Raw genomic sequence first — 23,109 nt, 5'->3', positions numbered from 1 at the left:
TGGGATAAAGAATGCTTTCAGTTACGTTATTAAAAAAGCTACAGAAATTTTCAATTGACGTTTCGTTTGATATCAAGAAAGAAATAGTTATTCTCTTTGGCCCTTCTGGTTCAGGGAAGACATCAATTTTAAATAATGTTGCAGGGATAACTTCTCCAGATAAAGGTTCTATAAGGTTAAATAACAGAATGCTCTTCCACGAAAAGGAAAAACCCGTCCCCATTCAGAAGCGAAATATTGGGTACCTTTTTCAAAACTATGCATTATTTCCACATATGACCGTTGGAAAAAATATAACATATGCTATGAAGGATGAAGCGCTTGTTAATCAATTAGTATCTACTGTTGGTCTGGAGCATTTACTTACTAGTTACCCGCACCAGATATCTGGAGGAGAGAAACAGCGTGTTGCATTAGTGCGAGCATTAGCCACTAAACCAGAGGCTTTATTGTTGGATGAGCCCTTTTCATCCCTTGATGATAAAACACGGATTCAGTGCCAGAATGAATTGCTGAGACTCCATGAGTTATGGAAAATACCAGTAATTATGGTTACACATGATTACGAAGAAGCCGAGAAACTTGGTGACCGAATAGTTAAACTTGAGAATGGTAAAATCGTATAGGTGCTAAGTACATTTAAAGATCCCTTTCACCATTACAGCAACTGCAATCAATTGAATCTCTTTCCCATTGTTGTGCATTCACTAATGATTTTAAAAAACCGGCATAAAAATCATATCTCTATAATAAAAAACCTCCAAATCCTGCATGAAGCAAGACTTGGAGGTTTTTAACATTACTCTGCTACGAAAGGCAATAATGCCATTGTACGAGCACGTTTAATAGCTATTGTAAGTTTACGTTGGTATTTTGCAGAAGTTCCAGTTACACGACGTGGAAGAATTTTCCCACGTTCAGAAATGAAACGTCTTAGCAAATCCACATCTTTGTAATCGATGTTTGTAATTCCATTAGCTGTGAAATAACATACTTTACGACGCTTTGCGCGTCCGCGACGAGCTGCCATTGATAACCCTCCCTCTAGATTCTAGAATGGTAAATCATCGTCTGATATATCGATAGGCTCTCCATTATTTTTAAATGGGTCCTCTTGGTTTTGATTCTGGTTTTGGTTCTGGTTTTGATTTTGCTGACTTTGTTGATTTTGATTTTGAAATTGGTTCTGACTTTTGTTTTGTTGGAATCCTGATGTGTCTTGCCCTCTATCTTGAGAGGAACCTTTTGATTCTAAAAATTGTACGCTGTCTGCAACAATTTCCGTAACATATACAGTTTTTCCATCTTGTCCTTCAAATGTACGTGTTTGAACACGACCATCCACACCAATTAAACTGCCTTTTTTCATGAAATTAGCAAGATTTTCAGCCGGCCTACGCCAAACGACACAGTTAATGAAGTCAGCTTCACGGTTTCCCTGCTGATTCGAAAAAGGTCTGTTAACTGCGATAGTAAAGTTGGCTACCGCCACTCCGTTTGGTGTATAACGTAAGTCAGGATCCTTCGTTAACCTGCCTACAAGTACGACACGATTTAACATCAGAACCACCCCTTATTATTGATCATCTTCTCGAATTGCCATATGGCGAATAATATCATCAGAGAATTTAGCTAAACGATCGAATTCATTTACAGAATTCTCGTCACCACTGAATTTAATGATTACATAATATCCATCACGATGGTCTTTGATTTCATAAGCAAGACGCTTCTTGCCTTTTTCATCAACTTTATCAATCTCCGCGCCATTATCAGTTAAAATGCCATTAAAACGCTCGATTAAAGCTGTTTTAGCATCCTCTTCTATGTCTGGGCGAATGATATACATGATTTCGTATTTTCTCATCCGTTACACCTCCTTTTGGTCTAAACGGCCCTCATTTTGAATAAGGGCAAGGAGTAATTGTAAATATAATTACTCACAATAGTGTATTATACCAAATCTTTTTATAAATAACAAGCTTCGAGAGATCCCTTTTTACGTTATACTAAAATTAATTTGAGTAGCGCGCTTTAAAAACTGTATGCTCTACACATTAAAACGGAAGTGAATTACATCGCCGTCTTTAACGATATACTCTTTACCTTCCAGGCGAACCTTGCCCTTTTCACGTGCTTGTGCCATAGCTCCTGCTTCTACCAGGTCATTATAGGAGACAGTTTCTGCTCGAATAAATCCTCTTTCAAAGTCTGTGTGTATAATACCTGCTGCTTCTGGTGCCTTAATTCCCTTACGAAACGTCCATGCACGCACTTCCTGCTCACCAGCTGTGAAGTATGTTCCCAAGCCCAATAAATCGTAAGAAGCTCTTATAAGCTTATCCAGACCCGATTCCGTAATGCCTAAGTCATCCAGGAACATTTCTTTTCCCTCTTGATCAAGCTCCGCAATCTCTTCTTCAATCTTGGCACAGATAACAATTACTTGTGCACTTTCCTTCGCTGCAAAGTCTTTTACTTTTTGCACATTTTCATTTGCTTCCGGATCAGCAACTTCTTCTTCACTTACGTTTGCTACATACAAGGTTGGCTTGCTTGTCAGCAGATGTAGTCCTTTTACTACTTTCCACTGATCCTCTGAAAATTCCAAAGCACGAGCTGGTTTTTCCTCTTCAAGTCCGTCTTTTAACTTTACAAGTATATCCTGCTCAGCTACAGCGTCCTTGTCTTTTTGTCTAGCAAGCTTTTCTACTCGCTGCACACGTTTGTTGACTGTTTCCAGGTCTGCTAAAATAAGTTCCAAATTAATGATTTCAATATCATCAATAGGATCGATCTTACCCGCTACATGTGTTATATTCTCGTCCTCAAAACAACGCACGACCTGGCAAATCGCGTCTACCTGGCGGATATGGGACAGGAATTGGTTTCCTAATCCTTCTCCCTTGCTCGCTCCTTTTACAATACCTGCTATATCCGTGAACTCAAAGGCTGTCGGTACTGTTTTCTTCGGTTTAACTAATTCTGTTAATTTATTTAAGCGATTGTCAGGTACTTCTACAATGCCCACATTCGGATCGATAGTAGCAAACGGATAGTTGGCTGCTTCTACTCCAGCTTGTGTAATTGCATTAAATAAAGTTGATTTCCCTACATTTGGAAGTCCGACAATTCCTGCTGTTAATGCCATGCAACTTTCACTCCTTAAGGATTTCATTCATATGAACGCGTTAGTCATACTAATTATAGGCACTAGAATTTAAATTGACAAGCTATGAAAAAGCAAAAATAGGCATCTTATTCATGCCTATTTTTGCTTTTTACCCTATCAATTTTTCTATTTCTATTACTATTTAGTTCTATATTATCACTTTTTCAATAAAATAGTCTATTTTATTTACTTTCTTCTGCCTTTTCCACTATCCTTTTCAATTTTTTGGTAAATTCGCGTCGTGGAATCATTACACTATGATCACAGCCCAAGCATTTAATGCGGATATCCATGCCCATACGAATAATCCTCCAGCGATTTTCTCCACATGGGTGTTGCTTTTTCATTTGAACAACATCATTTAATCCAAAATCTTTCTCTGCCATTTAATGTCCTCTTCTCCTCAAATATGAAATAAAATTTTAGTCAATATAGCCTTATTTTATCTGTGAGAATATCAACGGGTACGGATAAATTTATTCCTGTTCCCGCTCTTGTTTTTTCTCTAAAAGTTTTTCCCTTTCATCCCCTGTATACATTACAATACGTGGTGCTGGAATCTTAATTCCGGCATTATATAATTCGTTTTGTATTTCTTTTCTAATATTTCTCTCTCCTGCCCATTGGAAGCCAGGTAGTGTGTCAGCAATTACACGAATAACGAAATGTGATACTTCCAGATTTTGTACCCCTATAACTTCTGGAATGCCAACGATAAACTCATATTTTTGCGGTAGCTCTTCTACTATTTTTTCTATTGCTCTTTCTGCATCATTCACATTACTTTCATAAGGAATGTTAACATCCACGATTGATAAGCCATTATGAACAGAGTAATTGGTAACCTGTGTCACATTACCATTAGGTAAAATATTCATTTCTCCTGTCCAGCTTAAAACTTTCGTAGTACGAAGGCCTATTTCTTCCACTGTTCCTTCGATACCTCCCACTGCCACGTAGTCACCGACGGAAAATTGGTCTTCAAAAATAATGAAAAATCCTGAAATAATATCCCGTACTAAATTTTGTGCACCGAAACCAATTGCCAGTCCTGCTACACCCGCACCAGCAAGTAGTGCCCCAACATTAAAGCCTAAAACGTTGTCCAAAATCATAATAAAAGCAATGAAATACACTACATAGGCTATTACGTTCTTGATTAATTTTTTTAGAGTGTTCTCTCGTCTCTCTGTAATGCGAATACGACCTTTACCTCGCTTTTTAAACAGACGATCTACAAGACTCCTTGTAACACGTACAATTGTAAGTGCCAGTATAAGTATAATTATAACTCTTAAAAAACCTGTCCCTATGGTAAACCAAAGCTCTTGTCCAGTTAGATAGGCCCAAAAGCCTGTTATTTGTTCATTAATTTCTTCCATATTATTTTGTTGATTCGTATCATCCATATGTCTTCCTCCAGTAAACAGCGGTGTACACAATTATTTATTTTCCTATACTTCAGTTTACAACATTCCTAAAGCATATTAAAGTACTGAAGTGTTCGATTAAGGTTATGTTTTTTCCATATTATTCCAAATGGGAAAGAGTAATAATCGAGTTAAAACATATAAGTTTAGTATCCCATAAATTGGATATAAATAACTGACCAAGGTTGAAAAACCCAGTGCTGTTAATGGAATCATTGTAACTAAGGTTAAAATAACAATCAACCATAATGGACTATTAAAATACTGCTGTATTCTAGTAACTATACCTAAAACTCCTGAAGCAGCAGTTGTGAAAATAGCAAACCATAATAATATACTCATAAATATGAGCATTTCAAATGAGTAATGTTTTAGAATGGCAAATAACGGTATCTCATATAACAGCATCTCATCAGCTATTTGGATTAAACTGTTATTATAAATATAAGAAATAACACCTAATATTAGACCGCTTCCTATTGCTGCAATCCATATTTCCTTCCTAGATCTGATTTTATTGCCAATAGCACCTAATACTGCTATTAATGGCAGTATATTCAGCGCAGTAAAGGGAAAGGCAGCAGTCCAGTTACGTTGTTCATGCCAATGCGAAAACAGAGCCAGCTCCTGGTCAATTGTAAACAGTATTAGAACAAACAGTAGGCCGCTCAGTAATAGAGGTAATATAAACAGATTTATTGATAATATTCCATTAATTCCTTTCATAAACAAGAAGAATAATGCAAGGACAATGACACCTACCCCCCACCAATAAGAGTAGTTAAAAGCCTGGACAGTAGCTCCGCTTCCAGCAATCATAACAACAGTTGTTGTAAATAAATATAAAAATATCATTACATCATAAACACCGGTCAGCTTTGTTCCTACAATATCACGCAACACGGGCAAATAGTGAGTTGACTTCCTTTTATAACTAACATGAAGAATGACAATACATGATACGGTAAAAAATAGTACAAATAAAAGGATGGCCAGTCCACTTTCATGCCCAAAAAACTGCCATAGCTCTCTCCCTGAAGCATACCCTGCACCTATTGTCGTACCTATAATTAGAAACATCCATCTGAGACCAGCACGCAACATAACTTTTCCTCCAATAGTTTAAGAATCCATGTATAGATCACTAAAAATTTCCGTATACTATAACAATATGTTTTTGGAGGATAAGCTATGAATCTTAAAAATCGATTTGGCTTAAAAAATGAATCGTTTCGGATGTTACATACAGACCCTGCGCTATCTGAATCAATGAGCGAAAAAATTATTTCTTGGCTTCCCGAATTTGCTCGTGAGTATGTTGTAGTCTGTATTGGAACGGATCGTTCTACAGGTGATGCTCTCGGCCCACTGATTGGAACATACTTTTCTGAGATGAAGCCTAGGCACATGCATGTTTATGGAACTTTACACCAACCAGTTCATGCAACCAATTTAGGTAATTACATGAAAGCTATAACTAAAACCCATCGGAACCCCTATATTATCGCCATAGACGCATGTCTGGGTAAAAACAACTCAGTGGGTCATCTAATAACTGGAACAGGCCCATTAAAGCCAGGAGCAGCCTTGAACAAGCCCCTCCCTCCAGTTGGAGACATTTATATCACAGGTGTTGTGAATATTAGTGGTTTTATGGAGTATTCTGTTTTACAAAACACCAGACTATCCGTTGTTGTTGACATGGCTAAGAAAACAGCTGAATTATTAGATCAAATTGACCAGAGACTAATTTATAATTACACGTCACCAGCTATTGTTGCGCAAACACAAAAGCAAACGATACTTTAAATTTGTTCTCTTTTCTTTATACAATACTGTTTGACATAAAATTTATAAAGTGCGACGTGGTGAAAATTTAAATTTTTATTCCACTACGGAAAAAACACTACGCTTTCACCACTCCGGGTACACGCAACTTCGTTCATTTTGCAGAGTCTTCTTTGCCGCTGATTTCACTATTACGATGGTTGTTTGGAGCGGAGGACCGTTGACTCCTGCGGGAATAGCACGTGTCTGAAGACCCCGCAGAGTGGGTTTCTCGAGGAGGCTGAAGCCGTGCCCGCGGAAAGCAACGGTCAGCAGCGGAAAGCAACTCCGCGGCTAGTCGCATTTTATATCAACTATGACAAGTCTAAGCAATAATTATTATGAACAGAGCTTTATACAATTAAAAAAACGAGCTCTAATGGGCTCGTTTTTTTATTGTTCAATTTATCTTCTCTAAATCCTTTGTAACTGCTTTGCTTGTTCTTCTCTTACTATATATCTTCTCAATCTTAGTGAAAAACCACTGTAACGCCAATCCCTGGATTACTACACCTATAATAGATGTTCCTGTCAATAACCAAATGGACAGCGGGCTTTCAATCACGAAAATTTGATGACCAAAGAACAACAGATGTCCAAAAACTACGTATAATGAATCCAGATGAGTATTAACAGAGTCTTCCATACTCCAAATAACAAATGACTTAATAACGAGTAGCAAGAGAATTATCGCTATCCCTGCAGTCAGTGATCTATAAGTTAGCTTCTCTATATATGGTGTCACATAATATTTAGTAATTGTTTTTATACGAAAAAAATAAATAACTCTTACTATCCTTGCCATCTGAAAAAACTGATCAAATGGAATTATAGCCAGCAAGAGAAATGGATTTTGCTTGATGAAATTCCATTTCTTGCTCGCTGTTATTAAACGAAAAGTAAAGTCAGTAACAAATACAATCCATACAACCCAATTAATAGTTGCATTATAGGTGTTATCCGACCAGATCGTAATGATTGTTAGCATAACCAGGAGAATCATAGTGCCCTCATATACTATTTTCATTACATTCTGCATAATAATAACCCCACCGTCTTACCCTCTCTTTTCTACTACAGCTTATATAGTAGTCTTAAAATCTAAATTATATAATAGATATAGTATATTAAAGCTACTGTAAAGATGGAAGGCAACAGATTTCCTATTCGTATGGTTACAACTTTTAATAGATTGAACCCAATTGCTACGATTAGAAGACCTCCTACTGCTGTTACTTCAGTAATCAGCCCATTTAAGAATGCTTCCGGTAACCATTTTTCAATTTGCGTAGCGAATAAGGCAATTGACCCTTGATATACCACCACAGGAACCACAGAGAATACAACACCAAATCCTAATGTTGTAGTTAATACCAATGCAACGAACCCATCTATTACTCCTTTAGTAATCAGAATTTCATGGTCCCCTCTTATTCCGCTATCAAGCGCACCAATTACTGACATCGCACCAATTACAAAAATTAACGATGCTGTAACAAATCCCTGAGCAACGCTGAAATTGTCGTTTGTTGTAGTAAACTTGCTTCCGATCCAGGTTCCTAATCGATTTAACCCTTCTTCCAGATGAATTAATTCCCCGATAATCGCTCCTGAAAGCAAACTTAATAGAACAATAATTATTCCGTCTGACTCAAAGGCCATTTGCAGTCCAATTAATATCACAGCCAGCCCTATACCATGCATTACTGTCTCTTTGTATCTTTCAGGTATTTTCGTAAAAAATAACCCGAGTATGCTTCCTACAACAATTAATACTCCATTCACTAGTGTTCCAAATAAGACCATTGACCCAACTCCATAAAATTCATTTAGTCTGTCTGCATGTGATTTACTTTTGTCGCACCATTTTTTTATACAAATCCATACACCATCACTGTCATGTTGTTTGGATATAGGATTCCAAGCCTCACTATTCGTAAAGTGAGCATAAAAATCAACCGTTTATTCGTGCAGTTGAACTTTTTATTGTAAATTGTTCCACGTGGAACAATTTACAGACTTTAATTCACGATTAATGTATACATATTACATTAGTGTTAACTTTTACTAACTAAATTATGTATTTTTGAACCCTTGCGATATAAAAATTAAAATTACAGCTAGAGACATTTTCTATGTACTTATAACAAAAGACTGACGATAATGGGCGTCAGTCTCACTTTTTAAACCTATTACTTTTCGAGCACTTCTATTATACGTTCAAGATCATCATCACTGTAAAATTCAATTTCTATTTTTCCTTTTTGTTTACCACGCTGGATATTGACTGCAGTGCCAAAACGGTCTCTTAAGATAGATTCCCTCTCTTGAAGAAAAACATCTTTCTTAGCCTCTTCTTTCTTCTTTGGAACGGGCTTTTCGTTGATTTTCACTATAAGGTTTTCAACTTGCCTTACATTTAATTTTTCTTGCCTAATCTTACTTACAACGGGGATAATTTTACTTTTATCTTTAATCCCCAACAGGGCTCTACCATGCCCCATTGAAAGCTCCCCATTACTAATATATGCAATAATCTGCTCAGGTAACGATAGTAATCGTACAATATTAGCTATATGTGACCTGCTTTTACCAATACGTCTTGATAATTCATCTTGGGTTATTTTCAATTCATTAATTAAATTTGTATATGCATGCGCTTCTTCTATAGGTGTTAAATCTTCGCGTTGAAGGTTTTCAAGTAAAGCAAGCTCCATCATCTTCTCATCTGACAGCTCTTTAACAACTACTGGAACCGTACTTAAGCCTGCTTCTTTAGCAGCACGGAAGCGTCTCTCCCCCACTACAATTTCATAACCTTTAATACTTTTTCGTACAATTAATGGTTGAATAATGCCATACTCCAAAATGGATTCTTTCAATTCTTCTATAGCATCTGCATGAAATGTCTTTCTAGGTTGATAGGGATTGGGTCTACACTCTGCGATAGCTATTTCTTGAATTTTATCATCCACTTGCGTCTCTATGTCAGGAAAAAAAGCGTTAATACCTTTACCTAACCCTCTCGCCATTCGCCATCACTTCCTTCGCTAATTCAAGATATACTTCTGCGCCTCTTGATTTTGGATCATAAGTAATTATCGATTGTCCATGACTTGGTGCCTCTCCCAATCTGATATTTCTTGGGATGATAGACTTATAGACTTTATCTTGGAAATACTTTTTAACTTCTTCTATAACCTGGAGTCCCAGATTAGTCCTAGCATCAAGCATAGTTAATAATACGCCTTCTATCATTAGTTGTTTGTTCAAGTGTTTCTGAACTAGACGAATGGTGTTTAGAAGCTGACTAAGGCCCTCAAGCGCATAATATTCGCATTGAACTGGGATAAGCACACTATCTGATGATGTTAATGCGTTAATTGTAAGTAATCCCAACGATGGCGGACAATCTATGATTATATAATCATATAATTCCTTCAGATTTTCCAGTGATTTTTTTAAACGGATTTCTCGTGAAATAGTAGGCACGAGTTCAATTTCAGCACCGGAAAGTTGAATAGTTGCAGGTATTATATCTAAGTTGTTTACGTTTGTAGGAATACACACATCTTCAGCTGGTAAGTCCTCTACAAGAACGTTATAGATACAATTACTTACATCTGCTTTGTTAATACCTACCCCGCTGGTAGCATTACCTTGCGGATCAATATCTACAAGCAGAACTTTATTACCTAAGTACGCAAGTCCAGCACTAAGGTTGACTGATGAAGTTGTTTTTCCTACGCCACCTTTTTGATTTGAGATGGATATTATTTTTCCCATGTTGACACCTACCTAAACTATATACATTTTATTTTATCATTAATTCAACTAAAAAGAATGTTTATTTCGATTTTTGTTGTAAAATTGTAATTTATGAGGGGATATTATAGTATTTTGTAGAATAACTAAGAACTAAGTCTGTTATTTAAAAGGAAATGATGAACAGTTATTAAAATACCCATCTTTAATTAAAGACGGGTATTTACAATGGAGTAAAAGCGTAAAAGCCTGTCCACCCACGACAGGCAAGCTTAGGTCTTTGAGTCTTATAATCTCTGCCACAATAGAGCAGTTTAAGATCTCAGGAGGGAACGACACTGCCAAATGAATCTGGAAGTGACTAGCTTCGCTAAGTTTAACAATACAAGAACGTTCATACTTTCTATTCTTCCTATTAAAATATAATAATATTATTTCTTCTTTTTAGGAATTTTAATTGTGATCTGATAGTAGTCTTCCAGTTCCTGTTCATCTGACTCCACTTTTACACCAGTATCCGAAACCATACTTAAAGATTGACGAATGGTGTTCATTGCAATACGAATATCCTTGTTAAATCCTTTTAACTTCGAACGGTTCTTCTTTTGGTCATCTTCTGGATTATTCATTTTATTAATTCGTTCTTCTGTTTGTTTTACATTAAGATCATTCTCAAGAATAGCATCCAATAACTTAATTTGTTTATCTGATTCTTTTAACTTAATTAAAGCCCTTGCATGTCGTTCTGTAATACTTTTGTTTAACAGTGCTTGTTGAACCTTTTCTGGCAATTTTAATAATCGAAGCTTATTTGCAATAGTAGATTGGTTTTTACCAAGTCTCTGAGCCAATGCCTCTTGTGTTAAACCGTGAAGTTCCAAAAGTTTAGCATATGCCGTTGCTTCTTCTACTACAGTTAATTCTTCACGTTGTAAATTCTCGATAAGTGCAACAGAAGCTGTTTCAGCATCCGTCATTTCACGGATAATAACAGAAACAGTTTCCCATCCTAGAGACTGAACTGCCCGTAATCTTCTCTCACCTGCAATTAATTCAAAGGTTTCTTCTTCTCCATCCAATTTACGGACAACTATCGGTTGGATTATTCCATGTGTTTTAATTGTTTGTGCTAATTCTCTTATCTTTTCATCATTAAATATTGACCTCGGTTGGTACCGATTAGGCTCAATACTATTTACAGAAAGCTGAATTACTTCGTCTGGGTGATACGTTTCTACTTCTGTTTCTGCTTCGGCTTTTTCGCTTACGCCTAGTCCGAATATACGATTAAAAGGCTTTACCATCAACAGACACCACCTTTATTTTTCCTTGTAATAGGTAACTATGTACTTCAAATGTTTCACGTGGAACAATAAACAAATAAGTATGAAGAATGCAATCAAATAATGATACGATCTCTTATTTCAAATTCTTTTTAAACCAATACTCGCATGTAAACCAATGAGAAATACGCAACAACATTAAAACTGTTGTGCGAATACTAAAAAGCCGTTCAGTTTCTCCTTATATTTTACCATAATAAGCCGGCTGGTAGTATGTAATAAACTTAAATATATTTCTTAGCAGGAAATTCAGCTTGAGCCCCCTACTGGAACCTGAGGTAAAGATGATGGATTTAAAAGGTTTTATATTTAAAGAAATAAAGCGCAGTACGTGGCTGTTAAAGTGTAAGAATTAATTGCAGCCAACATTTTATGCTTTTTTTCTTAAAAATGTAGTTTACCCTTACTCCTCATTCAATTGGGTCCTTATTAGGTGTACCAGCTTTTCTCGGATATTTCTTAGGTGTCCTTCTTGTTTTATTAATAATCAATATGGATCGCTCACTTTCTTCCTTAGGCAAAACAAAAGTGTGCGTGTTACCTATCTCTCCACCTAATAATTTAATTGCAGGCTCTGCAATAGTAAGCTCCTCACCCGCCTGGGCACCCTTCATTGCAATAAACACACCATACTTAGCTACTAAAGGTAAACATAATTCGCTTAATACAGACATTCGAGCAACAGCTCTAGCTGTTACAATATCAAATTTTTCCCTAAAATTACTATTTTTCCCAAATGATTCAGCTCTATCGTGATAAAATACCACATTATCAATTTTAAGTTCGGCTGCTAAGTTATTTAAGAAACTAATACGTTTTTTTAATGAATCTACAATTGTCACTTTTAGTTGTGGAAAACATATTTTGAGTGGGATACTTGGAAATCCAGCCCCAGCTCCAACATCACAAATATGCAGATTTTTATTAAAATCATGATGAAACGCAACTGAAATGGAATCATAGAAGTGTTTTAAATAAACATCTTCCTCCGCTGTTAATGCAGTCAGGTTTATTTTTTCATTCCATTCTACCAACAATTTAAAATACATTGCAAATTGCTCACGTTGCTGTTCATTTATAACAATCCCTTGTTCTTTTAAAGCGGTTGCAAATTGTTCTGGATTCATATTTATGTAATCTCCTTGTTATTAATGGTCCAAAAGACCACCTATTAGAACTGGTGATCTTTTGGACCCTATGATAGCAGTGCTATGGTAGTACATAACTAGCAGCCTGTCTTAAAACTTAATTTGCAATCCGGGCAATACTTCCTTGTTCAATATAAACAAGTAAAATAGATACATCAGCTGGATTAACACCAGATATTCTGGATGCTTGACCAACAGAAAGCGGACGCACCTTTTTCAGTTTGTCTCTTGCCTCAGTCGCAATTCCTCTAATATCATCATAATCGATATCTTCGGGTACTTTTTTATCTTCCATTTTAAGCATACGCGCAACTTGTTCTGTCGCTTTTTTAATATAACCCTCATACTTGATTTGAATTCCTACTTGCTCCTGCACTTCTGCCGTCAATTGAGGGTTTGATTCAATCATCCGGTCAATGAATGCATAAGATAATTCAGGGCGTTTGAGTAGATCAAAAGCTTTAACAGCTTCTTTAAGTGGAGTTGCCCCTGCTTCTTTCATTATTTCGTTAATCTCTTCACTTGGCTTAATTGTAATTTTCCTTAAGCGTGTTTTCTCTTCTTCTACTAAACGTTTTTTCTCGACAAATTTCGCATATCGCACTTCAGGGATTAAACCAATTGCATGACCTATTTCAGTTAAACGCATATCCGCATTATCATGACGCAGTAGCAAACGATGTTCTGCACGAGATGTCAGCAAACGGTATGGTTCGTTTGTTCCCTTTGTTACGAGATCATCAATTAACACACCAATGTAGGCTTGTGAACGATCCAGGATAACAGGATCCTTGCCAAGAACTTTGGCTGCAGCATTAATTCCTGCCATTATCCCTTGAGCTCCTGCTTCCTCGTAACCTGATGTCCCATTAATTTGACCAGCTGTGAAAAGTCCTGGAATGTTCTTTGTTTCCAGAGTAGGCCAAAGCTGTGTTGGAACAATAGCATCATATTCAATTGCATAGCCTGGACGCATGATTTCTGCGTTTTCCAGTCCTTCCACACTTCTTACCATTTCATGTTGAATCGATTCAGGTAAAGAAGTTGATAGACCTTGCACGTAAACCTCTTCTGTATCTCTTCCTTCAGGCTCGAGGAAAATTTGATGACGTGGTTTATCATTAAATCGAACAATTTTATCTTCTATAGAAGGACAATAACGTGGCCCGGTTCCCCTTTTCATACCTGAATACATTGCTGAGAGTTCAAGGTTATCATTAATAACCTGATGTGTGAACTCATTTGTATACGTTAACCAGCACGGAATCTGATCCGTAATATATTCCGTTGTTTCGTACGAGAAGGCTTGAGGCTTCTCATCACCTGGTTGGATTTCTGTCTTTGAATAATCAATCGTACGACTGTTTACACGAGGCGGCGTTCCTGTTTTAAACCGTGTAAGTTCAAAGCCTAAATCCTCAAGGTGCTCAGAAAGCTTTATAGAAACTCGTTGGTTATTCGGTCCACTTTCGTATTCCAAATCCCCCATCAGCACTTTCCCTCGCATAAATGTTCCGGTTGTAATAATTACAGTTTCTGCACTGTATGCTGCTTTTGATTCTGTAATTACTCCTTTACATACGCCATCTTCGACAATTAGCTCATTAACCATTCCTTGACGCAATGTCAGGTTTTCTTCATTTTCAATGATATTTTTCATTTCTTTTATATATAAAGGTTTGTCAGCTTGTGCACGTAATGCTTGTACAGCAGGTCCTTTTCCTGTGTTTAGCATACGCATTTGAATATGCGTTTTATCAATAACTTTTGCCATCACCCCACCTAGTGCATCAATTTCCCGGACTACAATTCCTTTTGCAGGTCCGCCTAATGATGGATTACATGGCATGAAAGCAACCATATCTAAATTCAACGTTAACATTAAGGTCTTTGCACCCATTCGTGAGGCAGCTATACCAGCTTCAACACCGGCATGGCCAGCTCCAATTACTATAACATCGTAATGTCCAGCATTATATGTCATTGTTTTTCACCCTTTCTATTATTATTTATTTAAACGTACTTATTATTTACCTAAACAAAACTGCGAGAATAATTGATCAATCAAGCTGTCACTCGCAGTATCTCCAATTATTTCACCCAAAAGATCCCATGTGCGAGTTACGTCTATCTGAACAATATCCAATGGCATTTGAATTTCCAGCCCTTCCATAGCATCTTCAAGAGATGCAACAGCCTGCTTCAGTAATTCAATATGTCTTACATTAGATATATAGGTTAAGTCTCCTGTATCAATATCACCAGCAAAGAAAGTTTCAGCTATTGCTGATTCCAGCTCATCTATTCCTTTTTCCTCAATTAAAGAAGTAGTAATAAGAGGATTTCCATCGGTAAGCTCTTTGATCTTTTCTAAGTCCAATTTCTGTTCTAAATCGGTCTTATTAATAATTACTATATATTCAAGTCCTTGAATTGCTTCAAATAACTTAACATCTTCATCAGTTAATTCATCATTATAATTTAAAACAAATAAAATCAGATCTGATTCTTTCAATACTTGTCTGGAACGCTCAACTCCGATTTTTTCTACAATGTCTTCTGTCTCACGGATTCCTGCTGTGTCAACTAACCTTAATGGTACACCTCGCACGTTTACATATTCTTCAATAATATCACGTGTTGTACCAGGAATTTCAGTAACAATCGCTTTATTTTCCTGAACTAACGTATTCATCAAAGAAGACTTCCCAACATTTGGCCTGCCTATAATTGCAGTTGCAAGCCCCTCTCGTAAAATCTTCCCTTGTTTTGCCACACCAAGCAGCTTCACAATTTCTGCATGAACCTCTTTTGTCTTTTGGCGCATCATTTCATGTGACATTTCTTCTACATCATCGTATTCAGGGTAATCGATATTTACTTCAACGTGCGCTACGGTTTCTAGCAAGTCTTGTCTCAAACTTCTAATTAACCCGGATAAACGTCCATCCAACTGTTTTAATGCAACAGACATTGCTTTATCTGTTTTAGCACGTATTAAATCCATTACTGCTTCTGCTTGAGATAAATCTATTCGTCCATTTAAAAAAGCCCGTTTTGTAAATTCACCTGGCTCTGCTAGACGTGCCCCTTTACTTAGGATAATCTCTAATACTCGATTTACTGATACCATTCCACCATGACAATTTATCTCAACTACATCTTCACGAGTAAACGTCTTCGGTGCACGCATTACGGAAACCATTACCTCCTCAGCAACCTCTTTTGTATCCGGATCAATAAGTTTTCCATAATGAATCGTATGAGAATCTACTTCCGTTAGATTTTTACCTTGAAATAGTTGAGTTGTAATCGATACTGCATCAGGACCACTCAACCTAACTATTGCAATTGCACCTTCTCCAATCGGGGTTGATATTGCAGTAATTGTATCTGTCTCCATCGCCTTCACCTCCAACATGTAGTTTACTTCATCTATATTAATAACGAATTATTATATTTATCGTCACTAACTTAATAGATTAACACATTTTAATCCAAAGATAAAGTTATCCACAATAATTTTTCATAATAAAAAAATCTATTTATCCACATGTGAATAAACAGATTTTAAATTTCTTATGTTATTAACAGTCTTTATAAAATGGGTTCTTTATAATAATAGTCTACATGAACGGGAGCCACTTCAGATTTTTCTAAAGCTGGTGTTTCTTTCCTGGCTATTTGATAAATAGCTGCACCAACTATATTAGCTACGTCTCTAAGTTTTTCCTTACCTATATTCTAATGGGTCATCTTCAGTATGATATTTTTTCAGATATGCTTTTTCATTTAAGCTTCGTTAATTTTTTCTTTTCCTACTAATTTCTTTTCCCTTATGGCCAGTTAACTCACCATTGCTATCTACATCATCAATTTCTCCATCAATGGTACCTTCCATATAGCCATCAGACACCTGTTCATGTGTTATAGCCATCCCTTTAGAAATTGGGTCGCTGCTATTGTAATCGGAGTATTTATATATTTTCTCAGCTACTTTCCCTCCTTTTCATTCTAACTTATCTTTTACAATTTGCTCTAAATTTATTAAATTTGAGCTAAACAAAAGATCGGTTATCGATTCACTCTTAAAATAAAAAATCCGCCTGATTCCCCAAGAGGATACAGACGGACTATATTTACGTTAATCTATGGTTTTATTACGATATGACGGTGCGGCTCCACACCATCAGAATACGTAGAAACTTCTTTTTTAGCTTGCAAGGCACTATGAATGATCTTTCGTTCAAATGCCGGCATTGGTTCCAATGCTACTTTTTTATTTAAACGAGTTGCCTTATCAGCCATTTTCAATGCTAATGATTCAAGGGTATCTTTTCGGCGCCCACGGTAACCCTCAGCATCTAGTGTAACTGAATAGAACTGCTTCACATCTTTATTAAGTGCAAGGTGAACTAAATATTGAAGGGCATTTAGTGTCTGACCACGTTTACCTATCAGTAAAGCTATGTTATCCCCTTTTACTTCATATGTGACATGATTATCTTCGACAGTTGTTGTCACTTCAACATCAACATTCATGTGTTTAGTAACTTCTTTAATAAAATTTTCAGTTTCCTGAATTTGATTCTTTGCAAGTTTCACCTTTACAAATGCACGTTTGGATCCAAAAATTCCAAGTAACCCTTTTTTTCCTTCATCGATAATATCGACTTCTACCTGGTCCCTTGTTGTGTTTAACTGCTCTAATGCTGATAGGACCGCTTCTTCAACTGTTTGTCCACTAGCAGTTATTTCTTTCACTTTTTGTCTCCTCCTGTACTAGCATTACCCATCATTGGTTTACGGATAAATATAGTTTGAGCAACCATAAAGATATTACCTACTACCCAGTACAATGATAACGCTGCTGGGAAGAAGATCGCAAAGACACCAATCATAATTGGCATAACATAGAGCATAACCATCATTTGCGGATTTTGTGCAGCAGGACTGCCTGCCATCATAAGTTTTTGCTGGAAGTAAGTTGCTCCACCAGCTATTAACGGTAATATAAAGAATGGATCCGGTGACCCTAATTCGAACCATAAGAAATTGTGTGTACTAATTTCAGTTGTACGCATGATTGCATGATACATACCAATTAATATAGGCATTTGTACAAATATCGGCAAACAACCAGCAAGCGGATTCACACCATGTTTTTGGAATAAAGCCATTGTTTCTTTTTGCAATTGTTGTTGTGTATTTGCATCTTTAGAACTGTATTTTTTCTGAATTTCCTTAATTTCCGGCTGGATATCCTGCATTGCCTTTGAACTCTTCAACTGTTTAACGTTCAATGGCAGCAGCACCAATCGAATAATTATTGTCACAATGACGATGGACAAACCATAATTCTCATTGAATAACTCAGCAAAATATGTGATCATCCAAGATAATGGGTATACAAAATATTTATTCCAGATACCTGTACTCTCTTCATCTATCGGTTGATTAATCTCTGTACAACCTGAAAGAATTGCCAGCAAACCAATAAGAGTTATAAGCAATAAATACTTTTTACGCAAATTGTTTCCTCCTAACTAAACAAGCCCCTATGCTATCTAAGTTCTACTACTATTTAGTATAATATCTTAATTAAAAGTAAGATTCTATATAAATTAATAATTATTTTTATTTTTTAGTAATCGTTCTTTATACAATAAATGCGTTAAACTTTTTTTTACTTCTGCAAATTCCATACTTTTCGCTGGCTGTCTAGCGATAATCACAATATCCAGCGGATAACGTATGTTATCTTCTAATTCCTGAAAAGATTGCCGTAAATATCTTTTTATTCGGTTTCTTGTAACCGCATTTCCAATTTTCTTTCCTACTGAAAGACCGATTCGAAAATGTTCCTGGGCAGGTTTCTCTACATAATATAAGACAAGCTGTCTATTAGCAAAAGACTTCCCTTTTTTGAACGCATATTGAAATTCTTCATTCTTTTTAATACGAAATTCTTTTTTCATCGTTATCACCTTTACTACTATCTGTCACTTAAAAGCCTGTCCAGGGATCACACTATGTAATGAGGAAGATTAGCTTATGCGCTTGAAGCTTCCTCATTTCTTAAAAGTGGAAAAAAGACCACTGACTTTTCAGTGGCCTATGCAGACAATACTTTTCTTCCTTTACGACGACGACGAGCTAGAATATTACGTCCATTTTTTGTGCTCATACGTGAGCGAAAACCGTGTACTTTTTTGCGTTTACGATTATTTGGTTGAAATGTTCTTTTCATTTTATCTTGCACCTCCCCAAGGGATTAAATATCCAAATTAAAACCAATCTATTAGACAGTCTTTGTAATTATACGTAATACCTAGCCAATCTGTCAACTTCAAATTTATTTCATTATCCACAGGCACATTGTTAAGTAATTTCGACAGTATTTTTCTATCCACAACACATATCGACAGGAAAATCACAAAATATAGGGGTGTGGATAATAATTATATACAACCGATGGACTTTGTGGATAACTGTCGAAAATACATTGCATAATAAGCTTTTCTTTGATATTATATTTGTGTTAAACATGTGTAAAAAGAAAAACCAATTATAACTTACCCACAATCTGTGGATAATCTGTGGACAGTTGTTAACACGTACGTTCATAAACTTATCAACAGGACTGGGGATAACGTATATAACTCACTATAGTCTTCTCCAGGCTTATGTTTTTCTATCCACATACTAAATTACATTTTTTTTTACTTAAAGCATATAAAAGTCTTTCGTTAAAGCTCTTTTCGAACTGATTATTGCTTCTAATTGTCATAAGTGATAGAAACTGCAACGTTGATTTCCGCAGGCAATACTTTAGCTTCCTGCAGGATCTTCAGCTGTTGCTTTTTCCCGCAGGACAAGGAGAGCTTAGGCAGCTATACATAGCACAAAGAAAATGTATACGCATTTTCGAGGAGTCAACTGACCTATGCTACAGTAAACAATCGTAAAAGCGAAAAACTATTTAATGAATCACCAGATAATTCCCATAACATCGCTCAATACCTACGGAGAGAATACACGAAGACTGCAGCACGGGAAGGCTCACCACCACGCTAGAGAGCCAAGTGTCTTTCTGCAGCGATATGTTATGTCAGTAACGAATTATGTCGATTTATAGATTTTGTGTCAAAAACAACAACTATTTTCGGTGGGACGAGTAATCGGAGGTACAGGACAGGTACAATCCCAATCTTTCAAAAAACAGCCTTATTCCAATATCTGAGAAAGGCATTTTCTGTCATTCATGTATTAATTGAAAGGAGTGTATTCACGTTTGGAAAACATCGAAGAACTATGGGTAGCAACCTTAGAGAAAATTGAAGAGAAAATCAGTAAGCCAAGCTTTGATACATGGCTAAAGAATACCAAAGCTGAACTTCTTGAAGATACTACATTAGTTATCTCCGCTCCAAATGAATTTGCAAGAGACTGGCTGGAAAACCAATATACGAATCTCATCTCAGACATTCTATTAGAGATAACCGGGACTAGATTAGCTACTAAATTTATTATCCCGGACTCCAGTACACATATAGATGATTTAAAACCGGCACCTAAACCAAATGCAAATGTTTCTAATAATAATGAAACACCTAAAACGATGCTGAATTCTAACTATACTTTTGATACATTTGTCATTGGCGCAGGAAATCGTTTTGCACACGCTGCTTCACTAGCAGTAGCAGAAGCACCCGCAAAGGCTTACAATCCGCTCTTTATCTATGGGGGGGTAGGTCTCGGGAAAACTCACTTAATGCATGCAATTGGACATTATGTACGTGAACACAACCCAAATGCAAAAGTTGTCTATTTATCATCTGAAAAATTTACGAATGAATTCATACATGCAATTATGGATAACAAGACCATTAATTTCCGTAATAAATACCGAAACATAGATGTCTTATTAATAGATGACATACAATTTATAGCCGGTAAGGAATCAACACAAGAGGAATTTTTCCATACATTTAACACGCTGCATGAGGAAAGTAAGCAAATTATTATTTCAAGTGACCGTCCGCCTAAAGAAATTCCAACACTGGAAGATCGGTTACGATCACGCTTTGAATGGGGATTAATTACAGATATCACGCCACCTGATTTAGAAACAAGGATTGCAATTTTGACGAAAAAAGCTAAAGCTGAAGGGCTTGATATTCCTAGTGAAGTCATGCTTTATATTGCAAATCAGATTGATACGAATGTCCGTGAATTGGAGGGAGCCTTAATTCGGGTTGTCGCTTACTCTTCATTAGTAAACCAGGATATTGACGCATCTCTTGCGGCAGATGCCCTGAAAGATATCATTCCCAGTAGTAAACCCAGGGTAATTACGATACATAGTATCCAGGAAGTGATTGGCGAAAGATATAATATACGACTTGAAGATTTTACAGCAAAGAAACGTACGAAGTCCATCGCTTACCCAAGGCAAATTGCCATGTATTTATCCAGAGAATTAACCGATTTTTCATTACCGAAAATTGGCGAAGAATTTGGCGGCAGAGACCATACAACTGTGATCCATGCTCATGATAAAATAGCTAAACTAATGGAAAACGATGCCAATTTAGCAAGAGATATAGAAGAGATTATAGAACAATTGAAATCATTTAAGTAATTGCATCTTAACGTAGGTGTTCATAACTTGTGTGAATAGTGTGTATGAGTGTGCAACCTTACAAACAAGTTATACACATGGGGATAACTATAGGCGAGTAGTATAAAATGCACTTATACACATAATCACAGCCCTTATTACTATTATTACTGTAAGTTCTATAAACAAAATATATATATAGAACTCAATTGGAGGATTTATTTATGAAATTTATTATCAGACGTGATCAATTAATAGCAAGTGTTCAAGATGTGATGAAAGCTATTTCATCCCGAACGGTAATTCCAATCTTATCGGGAATGAAAATTGAAGCTAAACAACATGGAATAACTTTAACTGGAAGTGATTCCGATATTTCAATTGAGTCCTATATTCCAGCAGAAGAAGATGGTAACGTTAACGTCGAGCATATTGAAGAAGGCAGCATCGTACTGCAGGCAAAGTATTTCCCGGATATTGTTCGAAAACTACCTGAAAACACAGTAGAAATTGAGGCAGATGATAATCTGAAAATAACAATACGTTCTGGAAAAGCAGAATTTAATCTTAATGGACAGGATGCAGAAGAATACCCGCAACTACCTAAAATGCAAACGGATGATAACTTCGAAATGCCAACTGATCTATTAAAAAGCATGATTAAACAAACTGTTTTTGCAGTTTCCACTATGGAAACGCGTCCTATCCTGACAGGAGTTCATATTAAACTAGAGAATAATAAGCTAACATTTACTGCAACGGACAGTCATAGACTAGCATCTCGTGAGATACCAATAGTTAATGGGAGTACTGAATTTTCAAGTGTTGTAGTTCCAGGTAAGAGTCTTAATGAATTAAATAAAATTCTTAATGATACGGAAGATGCTGTTGAGATCAGTGTGACGAATAATCAGATTCTATTTCGTACCAGGCATTTAAATTTTCTGTCACGACTGCTCGATGGAAATTACCCGGAGACATCTCGCTTAATTCCAGATCAAAGCAAAACCACATTGCATGTAAAAACAAAAGAGTTACTCCAGACAATTGACCGAGCTTCTCTTCTCGCTAAAGAAGAGAGAAACAATGTAGTTCGTTTAAATACACAAGGAGACAATCAGGTAGAAATAACAAGTAATTCACCAGAAGTAGGTACAGTTTCAGAGGAGATTACAGTTCAATCAATTGAAGGTGAAGAATTAAAGATATCGTTTAGTTCTAAATATATGATTGATGCACTAAAAGCCATTGAATATGATGAAGTGCAAATTGAATTTACGGGAGCAATGAGGCCATTTATTATTAAACCAGCTAACGAAGATCCTATTTTACAATTAATACTCCCAGTAAGAACCTATTAATAACCAACGGATAAAAGCTCTTATCTTTGACTGATAAGAGCTTTATTCTGTTTATTTAGATCGAATTAGCTATTTTAAGGGCAATCAAGCGTTATTTTCGTAAATAAAGGGTCTTACCTTCCCTTTAAGCAAATTCTTTAGTAGAATAGGTTTAAAGGTCTTTTAAAAAATAATTGGAATTCTAAATACAAAAGAATTGGTGATAAAATGCAAGAAAACATTGAAATAAAAACAGATTATATTACGTTGGGACAGTTCATAAAGCTTGCAAATATTCTTGAATCCGGCGGAATGGTAAAAGCATTTCTGCAGGATGCTGGTGTTCTGGTAAATGGTGAATTAGAACACCGTCGTGGAAGAAAGTTATACCCTGATGATGTTGTCGAGATAGAAGACATTGGATCTTATATAGTCAGTTCGAGTGAAAGCACACACTAAAA

The 23,109-nt window shown here is 36.2% G+C and carries 24 protein-coding genes and 1 pseudogene; 5 read left to right on the top strand and 20 right to left on the bottom strand.

Going from position 1 to position 23,109, the window contains the following annotated elements; genetic code table 11:
* Positions 1-11: 11 nt before the first annotated feature.
* Positions 12-626, top strand: a complete 615-nt coding sequence (locus QGM71_RS16330; RefSeq protein ID WP_327608635.1) for an ATP-binding cassette domain-containing protein — start codon at positions 12-14, stop codon at positions 624-626.
* Positions 627-799: 173 nt separating this feature from the next.
* Here the strand turns inward: QGM71_RS16330 and rpsR are convergent, their stop codons facing one another.
* From rpsR to QGM71_RS16295, 7 genes are all read right to left on the bottom strand, one after another.
* The gene (gene rpsR, locus QGM71_RS16325) at positions 800-1,030 is read right to left on the bottom strand and encodes a 30S ribosomal protein S18 (RefSeq protein ID WP_327608634.1); all 231 of its coding nucleotides are present in this window, start codon (positions 1,028-1,030) and stop codon (positions 800-802) included.
* 21 nt (positions 1,031-1,051) lie between these two features.
* Positions 1,052-1,561 (bottom strand): single-stranded DNA-binding protein, encoded by a 510-nt coding sequence (ssb, locus tag QGM71_RS16320; protein ID WP_327608633.1) that lies wholly within the window; start codon positions 1,559-1,561, stop codon positions 1,052-1,054.
* Between the two features lie 15 nt (positions 1,562-1,576).
* On the bottom strand, positions 1,577-1,867 hold the full coding sequence (gene rpsF / locus QGM71_RS16315) for a 30S ribosomal protein S6 (protein ID WP_327608632.1): 291 nt from the start codon (positions 1,865-1,867) through the stop codon (positions 1,577-1,579).
* Between the two features lie 183 nt (positions 1,868-2,050).
* Positions 2,051-3,151 (bottom strand): redox-regulated ATPase YchF, encoded by a 1,101-nt coding sequence (gene ychF / locus QGM71_RS16310; protein WP_327608631.1) that lies wholly within the window; start codon positions 3,149-3,151, stop codon positions 2,051-2,053.
* A 203-nt stretch (positions 3,152-3,354) separates the two neighbouring features.
* The gene (locus QGM71_RS16305; RefSeq protein WP_327608630.1) at positions 3,355-3,558 is read right to left on the bottom strand and encodes a DUF951 domain-containing protein; all 204 of its coding nucleotides are present in this window, start codon (positions 3,556-3,558) and stop codon (positions 3,355-3,357) included.
* A gap of 90 nt (positions 3,559-3,648) precedes the next feature.
* Positions 3,649-4,581, bottom strand: coding sequence for a mechanosensitive ion channel family protein (locus tag QGM71_RS16300; RefSeq protein ID WP_327608629.1), 933 nt, complete (start codon positions 4,579-4,581; stop codon positions 3,649-3,651).
* A gap of 105 nt (positions 4,582-4,686) precedes the next feature.
* Positions 4,687-5,706, bottom strand: coding sequence for a YkvI family membrane protein (locus QGM71_RS16295; protein WP_327608628.1), 1,020 nt, complete (start codon positions 5,704-5,706; stop codon positions 4,687-4,689).
* Between the two features lie 87 nt (positions 5,707-5,793).
* On the opposite strand from QGM71_RS16295, the gene yyaC reads away from it, so the two are divergent.
* Positions 5,794-6,411, top strand: a complete 618-nt coding sequence (gene yyaC / locus QGM71_RS16290) for a spore protease YyaC (protein WP_327608627.1) — start codon at positions 5,794-5,796, stop codon at positions 6,409-6,411.
* Positions 6,412-6,829: 418 nt separating this feature from the next.
* Here the strand turns inward: yyaC and QGM71_RS16285 are convergent, their stop codons facing one another.
* The 13 genes and pseudogenes from QGM71_RS16285 to rpmH all read right to left on the bottom strand — a co-directional run bounded on the left by QGM71_RS16285 (position 6,830) and on the right by rpmH (position 18,935).
* Positions 6,830-7,468 carry a transporter gene (locus QGM71_RS16285; RefSeq protein WP_327608626.1) on the bottom strand — a complete coding sequence of 213 codons (639 nt, stop codon included), beginning with the start codon at positions 7,466-7,468 and terminating at the stop codon, positions 6,830-6,832.
* Between the two features lie 62 nt (positions 7,469-7,530).
* Positions 7,531-8,235, bottom strand: a complete 705-nt coding sequence (locus QGM71_RS16280) for a DUF554 domain-containing protein (RefSeq protein ID WP_327608625.1) — start codon at positions 8,233-8,235, stop codon at positions 7,531-7,533.
* Positions 8,236-8,621: 386 nt separating this feature from the next.
* A complete protein-coding gene (locus QGM71_RS16275) occupies positions 8,622-9,461 on the bottom strand; it encodes a ParB/RepB/Spo0J family partition protein (protein WP_327608624.1) in 840 nt (279 codons plus the stop codon).
* A complete protein-coding gene (locus tag QGM71_RS16270; RefSeq protein WP_327608623.1) occupies positions 9,442-10,215 on the bottom strand; it encodes a ParA family protein in 774 nt (257 codons plus the stop codon). The genes QGM71_RS16275 and QGM71_RS16270 overlap by 20 nt, the downstream gene beginning before the upstream one ends.
* 410 nt (positions 10,216-10,625) lie before the next feature.
* Complete coding sequence (gene noc, locus QGM71_RS16265; RefSeq protein WP_327608622.1) at positions 10,626-11,498, bottom strand: nucleoid occlusion protein; 873 nt, start codon at positions 11,496-11,498, stop codon at positions 10,626-10,628.
* Between the two features lie 449 nt (positions 11,499-11,947).
* Entirely contained in the window at positions 11,948-12,664 is a 717-nt protein-coding gene (gene rsmG, locus QGM71_RS16260) for a 16S rRNA (guanine(527)-N(7))-methyltransferase RsmG (RefSeq protein WP_327608621.1), read from the bottom strand.
* Positions 12,665-12,782: 118 nt separating this feature from the next.
* Positions 12,783-14,669 (bottom strand): tRNA uridine-5-carboxymethylaminomethyl(34) synthesis enzyme MnmG, encoded by a 1,887-nt coding sequence (mnmG, locus tag QGM71_RS16255; protein ID WP_327608620.1) that lies wholly within the window; start codon positions 14,667-14,669, stop codon positions 12,783-12,785.
* 42 nt (positions 14,670-14,711) lie between these two features.
* Complete coding sequence (gene mnmE / locus QGM71_RS16250; RefSeq protein WP_327608619.1) at positions 14,712-16,088, bottom strand: tRNA uridine-5-carboxymethylaminomethyl(34) synthesis GTPase MnmE; 1,377 nt, start codon at positions 16,086-16,088, stop codon at positions 14,712-14,714.
* A 399-nt stretch (positions 16,089-16,487) separates the two neighbouring features.
* Positions 16,488-16,673 (bottom strand): annotated as a pseudogene (locus QGM71_RS16245) (YozQ family protein); the annotation flags it as partial.
* A 161-nt stretch (positions 16,674-16,834) separates the two neighbouring features.
* Complete coding sequence (gene jag / locus QGM71_RS16240) at positions 16,835-17,449, bottom strand: RNA-binding cell elongation regulator Jag/EloR (RefSeq protein ID WP_327608618.1); 615 nt, start codon at positions 17,447-17,449, stop codon at positions 16,835-16,837.
* Positions 17,446-18,216: a YidC family membrane integrase SpoIIIJ gene (gene spoIIIJ, locus QGM71_RS16235; protein WP_327608617.1), complete on the bottom strand. Its 771-nt coding sequence runs from the start codon at positions 18,214-18,216 to the stop codon at positions 17,446-17,448. The genes jag and spoIIIJ overlap by 4 nt, the downstream gene beginning before the upstream one ends.
* Positions 18,217-18,309: 93 nt before the next feature.
* Positions 18,310-18,663: a ribonuclease P protein component gene (gene rnpA, locus QGM71_RS16230; RefSeq protein ID WP_327608616.1), complete on the bottom strand. Its 354-nt coding sequence runs from the start codon at positions 18,661-18,663 to the stop codon at positions 18,310-18,312.
* A 137-nt stretch (positions 18,664-18,800) separates the two neighbouring features.
* Entirely contained in the window at positions 18,801-18,935 is a 135-nt protein-coding gene (gene rpmH / locus QGM71_RS16225; protein WP_327608615.1) for a 50S ribosomal protein L34, read from the bottom strand.
* Between the two features lie 1,044 nt (positions 18,936-19,979).
* Between rpmH and dnaA the strand changes: the two genes are divergently transcribed.
* From dnaA to yaaA, 3 genes are all read left to right on the top strand, one after another.
* On the top strand, positions 19,980-21,329 hold the full coding sequence (dnaA, locus tag QGM71_RS16220; protein WP_327608614.1) for a chromosomal replication initiator protein DnaA: 1,350 nt from the start codon (positions 19,980-19,982) through the stop codon (positions 21,327-21,329).
* Between the two features lie 203 nt (positions 21,330-21,532).
* Entirely contained in the window at positions 21,533-22,669 is a 1,137-nt protein-coding gene (gene dnaN / locus QGM71_RS16215) for a DNA polymerase III subunit beta (RefSeq protein WP_327608613.1), read from the top strand.
* Positions 22,670-22,876: 207 nt separating this feature from the next.
* Positions 22,877-23,107, top strand: coding sequence for a S4 domain-containing protein YaaA (gene yaaA / locus QGM71_RS16210; RefSeq protein WP_327608612.1), 231 nt, complete (start codon positions 22,877-22,879; stop codon positions 23,105-23,107).
* The last annotated feature ends 2 nt before the right edge of the window (positions 23,108-23,109 follow it).

Source organism: Virgibacillus tibetensis (genome assembly GCF_036026595.1).
GTDB classification, from domain to species: domain Bacteria; phylum Bacillota; class Bacilli; order Bacillales; family Amphibacillaceae; genus Virgibacillus_P; species Virgibacillus_P tibetensis.
The sequence above is the reverse complement of the archived record's forward strand: the minus strand, read 5'-3'. Positions and strand labels throughout refer to the sequence as shown.

Bases quoted from the DNA above. Each gene is read 5' to 3' on its own strand.
- QGM71_RS16330 (WP_327608635.1), top strand. From the start codon at position 12: ATGCTTTCAGTTACGTTATTAAAAAAGCTACAGAAATTTTCAATTGAC.
- rpsR (WP_327608634.1), bottom strand. From the start codon at position 1,030: ATGGCAGCTCGTCGCGGACGCGCAAAGCGTCGTAAAGTATGTTATTTC.
- ssb (WP_327608633.1), bottom strand. From the start codon at position 1,561: ATGTTAAATCGTGTCGTACTTGTAGGCAGGTTAACGAAGGATCCTGAC.
- rpsF (WP_327608632.1), bottom strand. From the start codon at position 1,867: ATGAGAAAATACGAAATCATGTATATCATTCGCCCAGACATAGAAGAG.
- ychF (WP_327608631.1), bottom strand. From the start codon at position 3,151: ATGGCATTAACAGCAGGAATTGTCGGACTTCCAAATGTAGGGAAATCA.
- QGM71_RS16305 (WP_327608630.1), bottom strand. From the start codon at position 3,558: ATGGCAGAGAAAGATTTTGGATTAAATGATGTTGTTCAAATGAAAAAG.
- QGM71_RS16300 (WP_327608629.1), bottom strand. From the start codon at position 4,581: ATGGATGATACGAATCAACAAAATAATATGGAAGAAATTAATGAACAA.
- QGM71_RS16295 (WP_327608628.1), bottom strand. From the start codon at position 5,706: ATGTTGCGTGCTGGTCTCAGATGGATGTTTCTAATTATAGGTACGACA.
- yyaC (WP_327608627.1), top strand. From the start codon at position 5,794: ATGAATCTTAAAAATCGATTTGGCTTAAAAAATGAATCGTTTCGGATG.
- QGM71_RS16285 (WP_327608626.1), bottom strand. From the start codon at position 7,468: ATGCAGAATGTAATGAAAATAGTATATGAGGGCACTATGATTCTCCTG.
- QGM71_RS16280 (WP_327608625.1), bottom strand. From the start codon at position 8,235: ATGGTCTTATTTGGAACACTAGTGAATGGAGTATTAATTGTTGTAGGA.
- QGM71_RS16275 (WP_327608624.1), bottom strand. From the start codon at position 9,461: ATGGCGAGAGGGTTAGGTAAAGGTATTAACGCTTTTTTTCCTGACATA.
- QGM71_RS16270 (WP_327608623.1), bottom strand. From the start codon at position 10,215: ATGGGAAAAATAATATCCATCTCAAATCAAAAAGGTGGCGTAGGAAAA.
- noc (WP_327608622.1), bottom strand. From the start codon at position 11,498: ATGGTAAAGCCTTTTAATCGTATATTCGGACTAGGCGTAAGCGAAAAA.
- rsmG (WP_327608621.1), bottom strand. From the start codon at position 12,664: ATGAATCCAGAACAATTTGCAACCGCTTTAAAAGAACAAGGGATTGTT.
- mnmG (WP_327608620.1), bottom strand. From the start codon at position 14,669: ATGACATATAATGCTGGACATTACGATGTTATAGTAATTGGAGCTGGC.
- mnmE (WP_327608619.1), bottom strand. From the start codon at position 16,088: ATGGAGACAGATACAATTACTGCAATATCAACCCCGATTGGAGAAGGT.
- rnpA (WP_327608616.1), bottom strand. From the start codon at position 18,663: ATGAAAAAAGAATTTCGTATTAAAAAGAATGAAGAATTTCAATATGCG.
- rpmH (WP_327608615.1), bottom strand. From the start codon at position 18,935: ATGAAAAGAACATTTCAACCAAATAATCGTAAACGCAAAAAAGTACAC.
- dnaN (WP_327608613.1), top strand. From the start codon at position 21,533: ATGAAATTTATTATCAGACGTGATCAATTAATAGCAAGTGTTCAAGAT.
- yaaA (WP_327608612.1), top strand. From the start codon at position 22,877: ATGCAAGAAAACATTGAAATAAAAACAGATTATATTACGTTGGGACAG.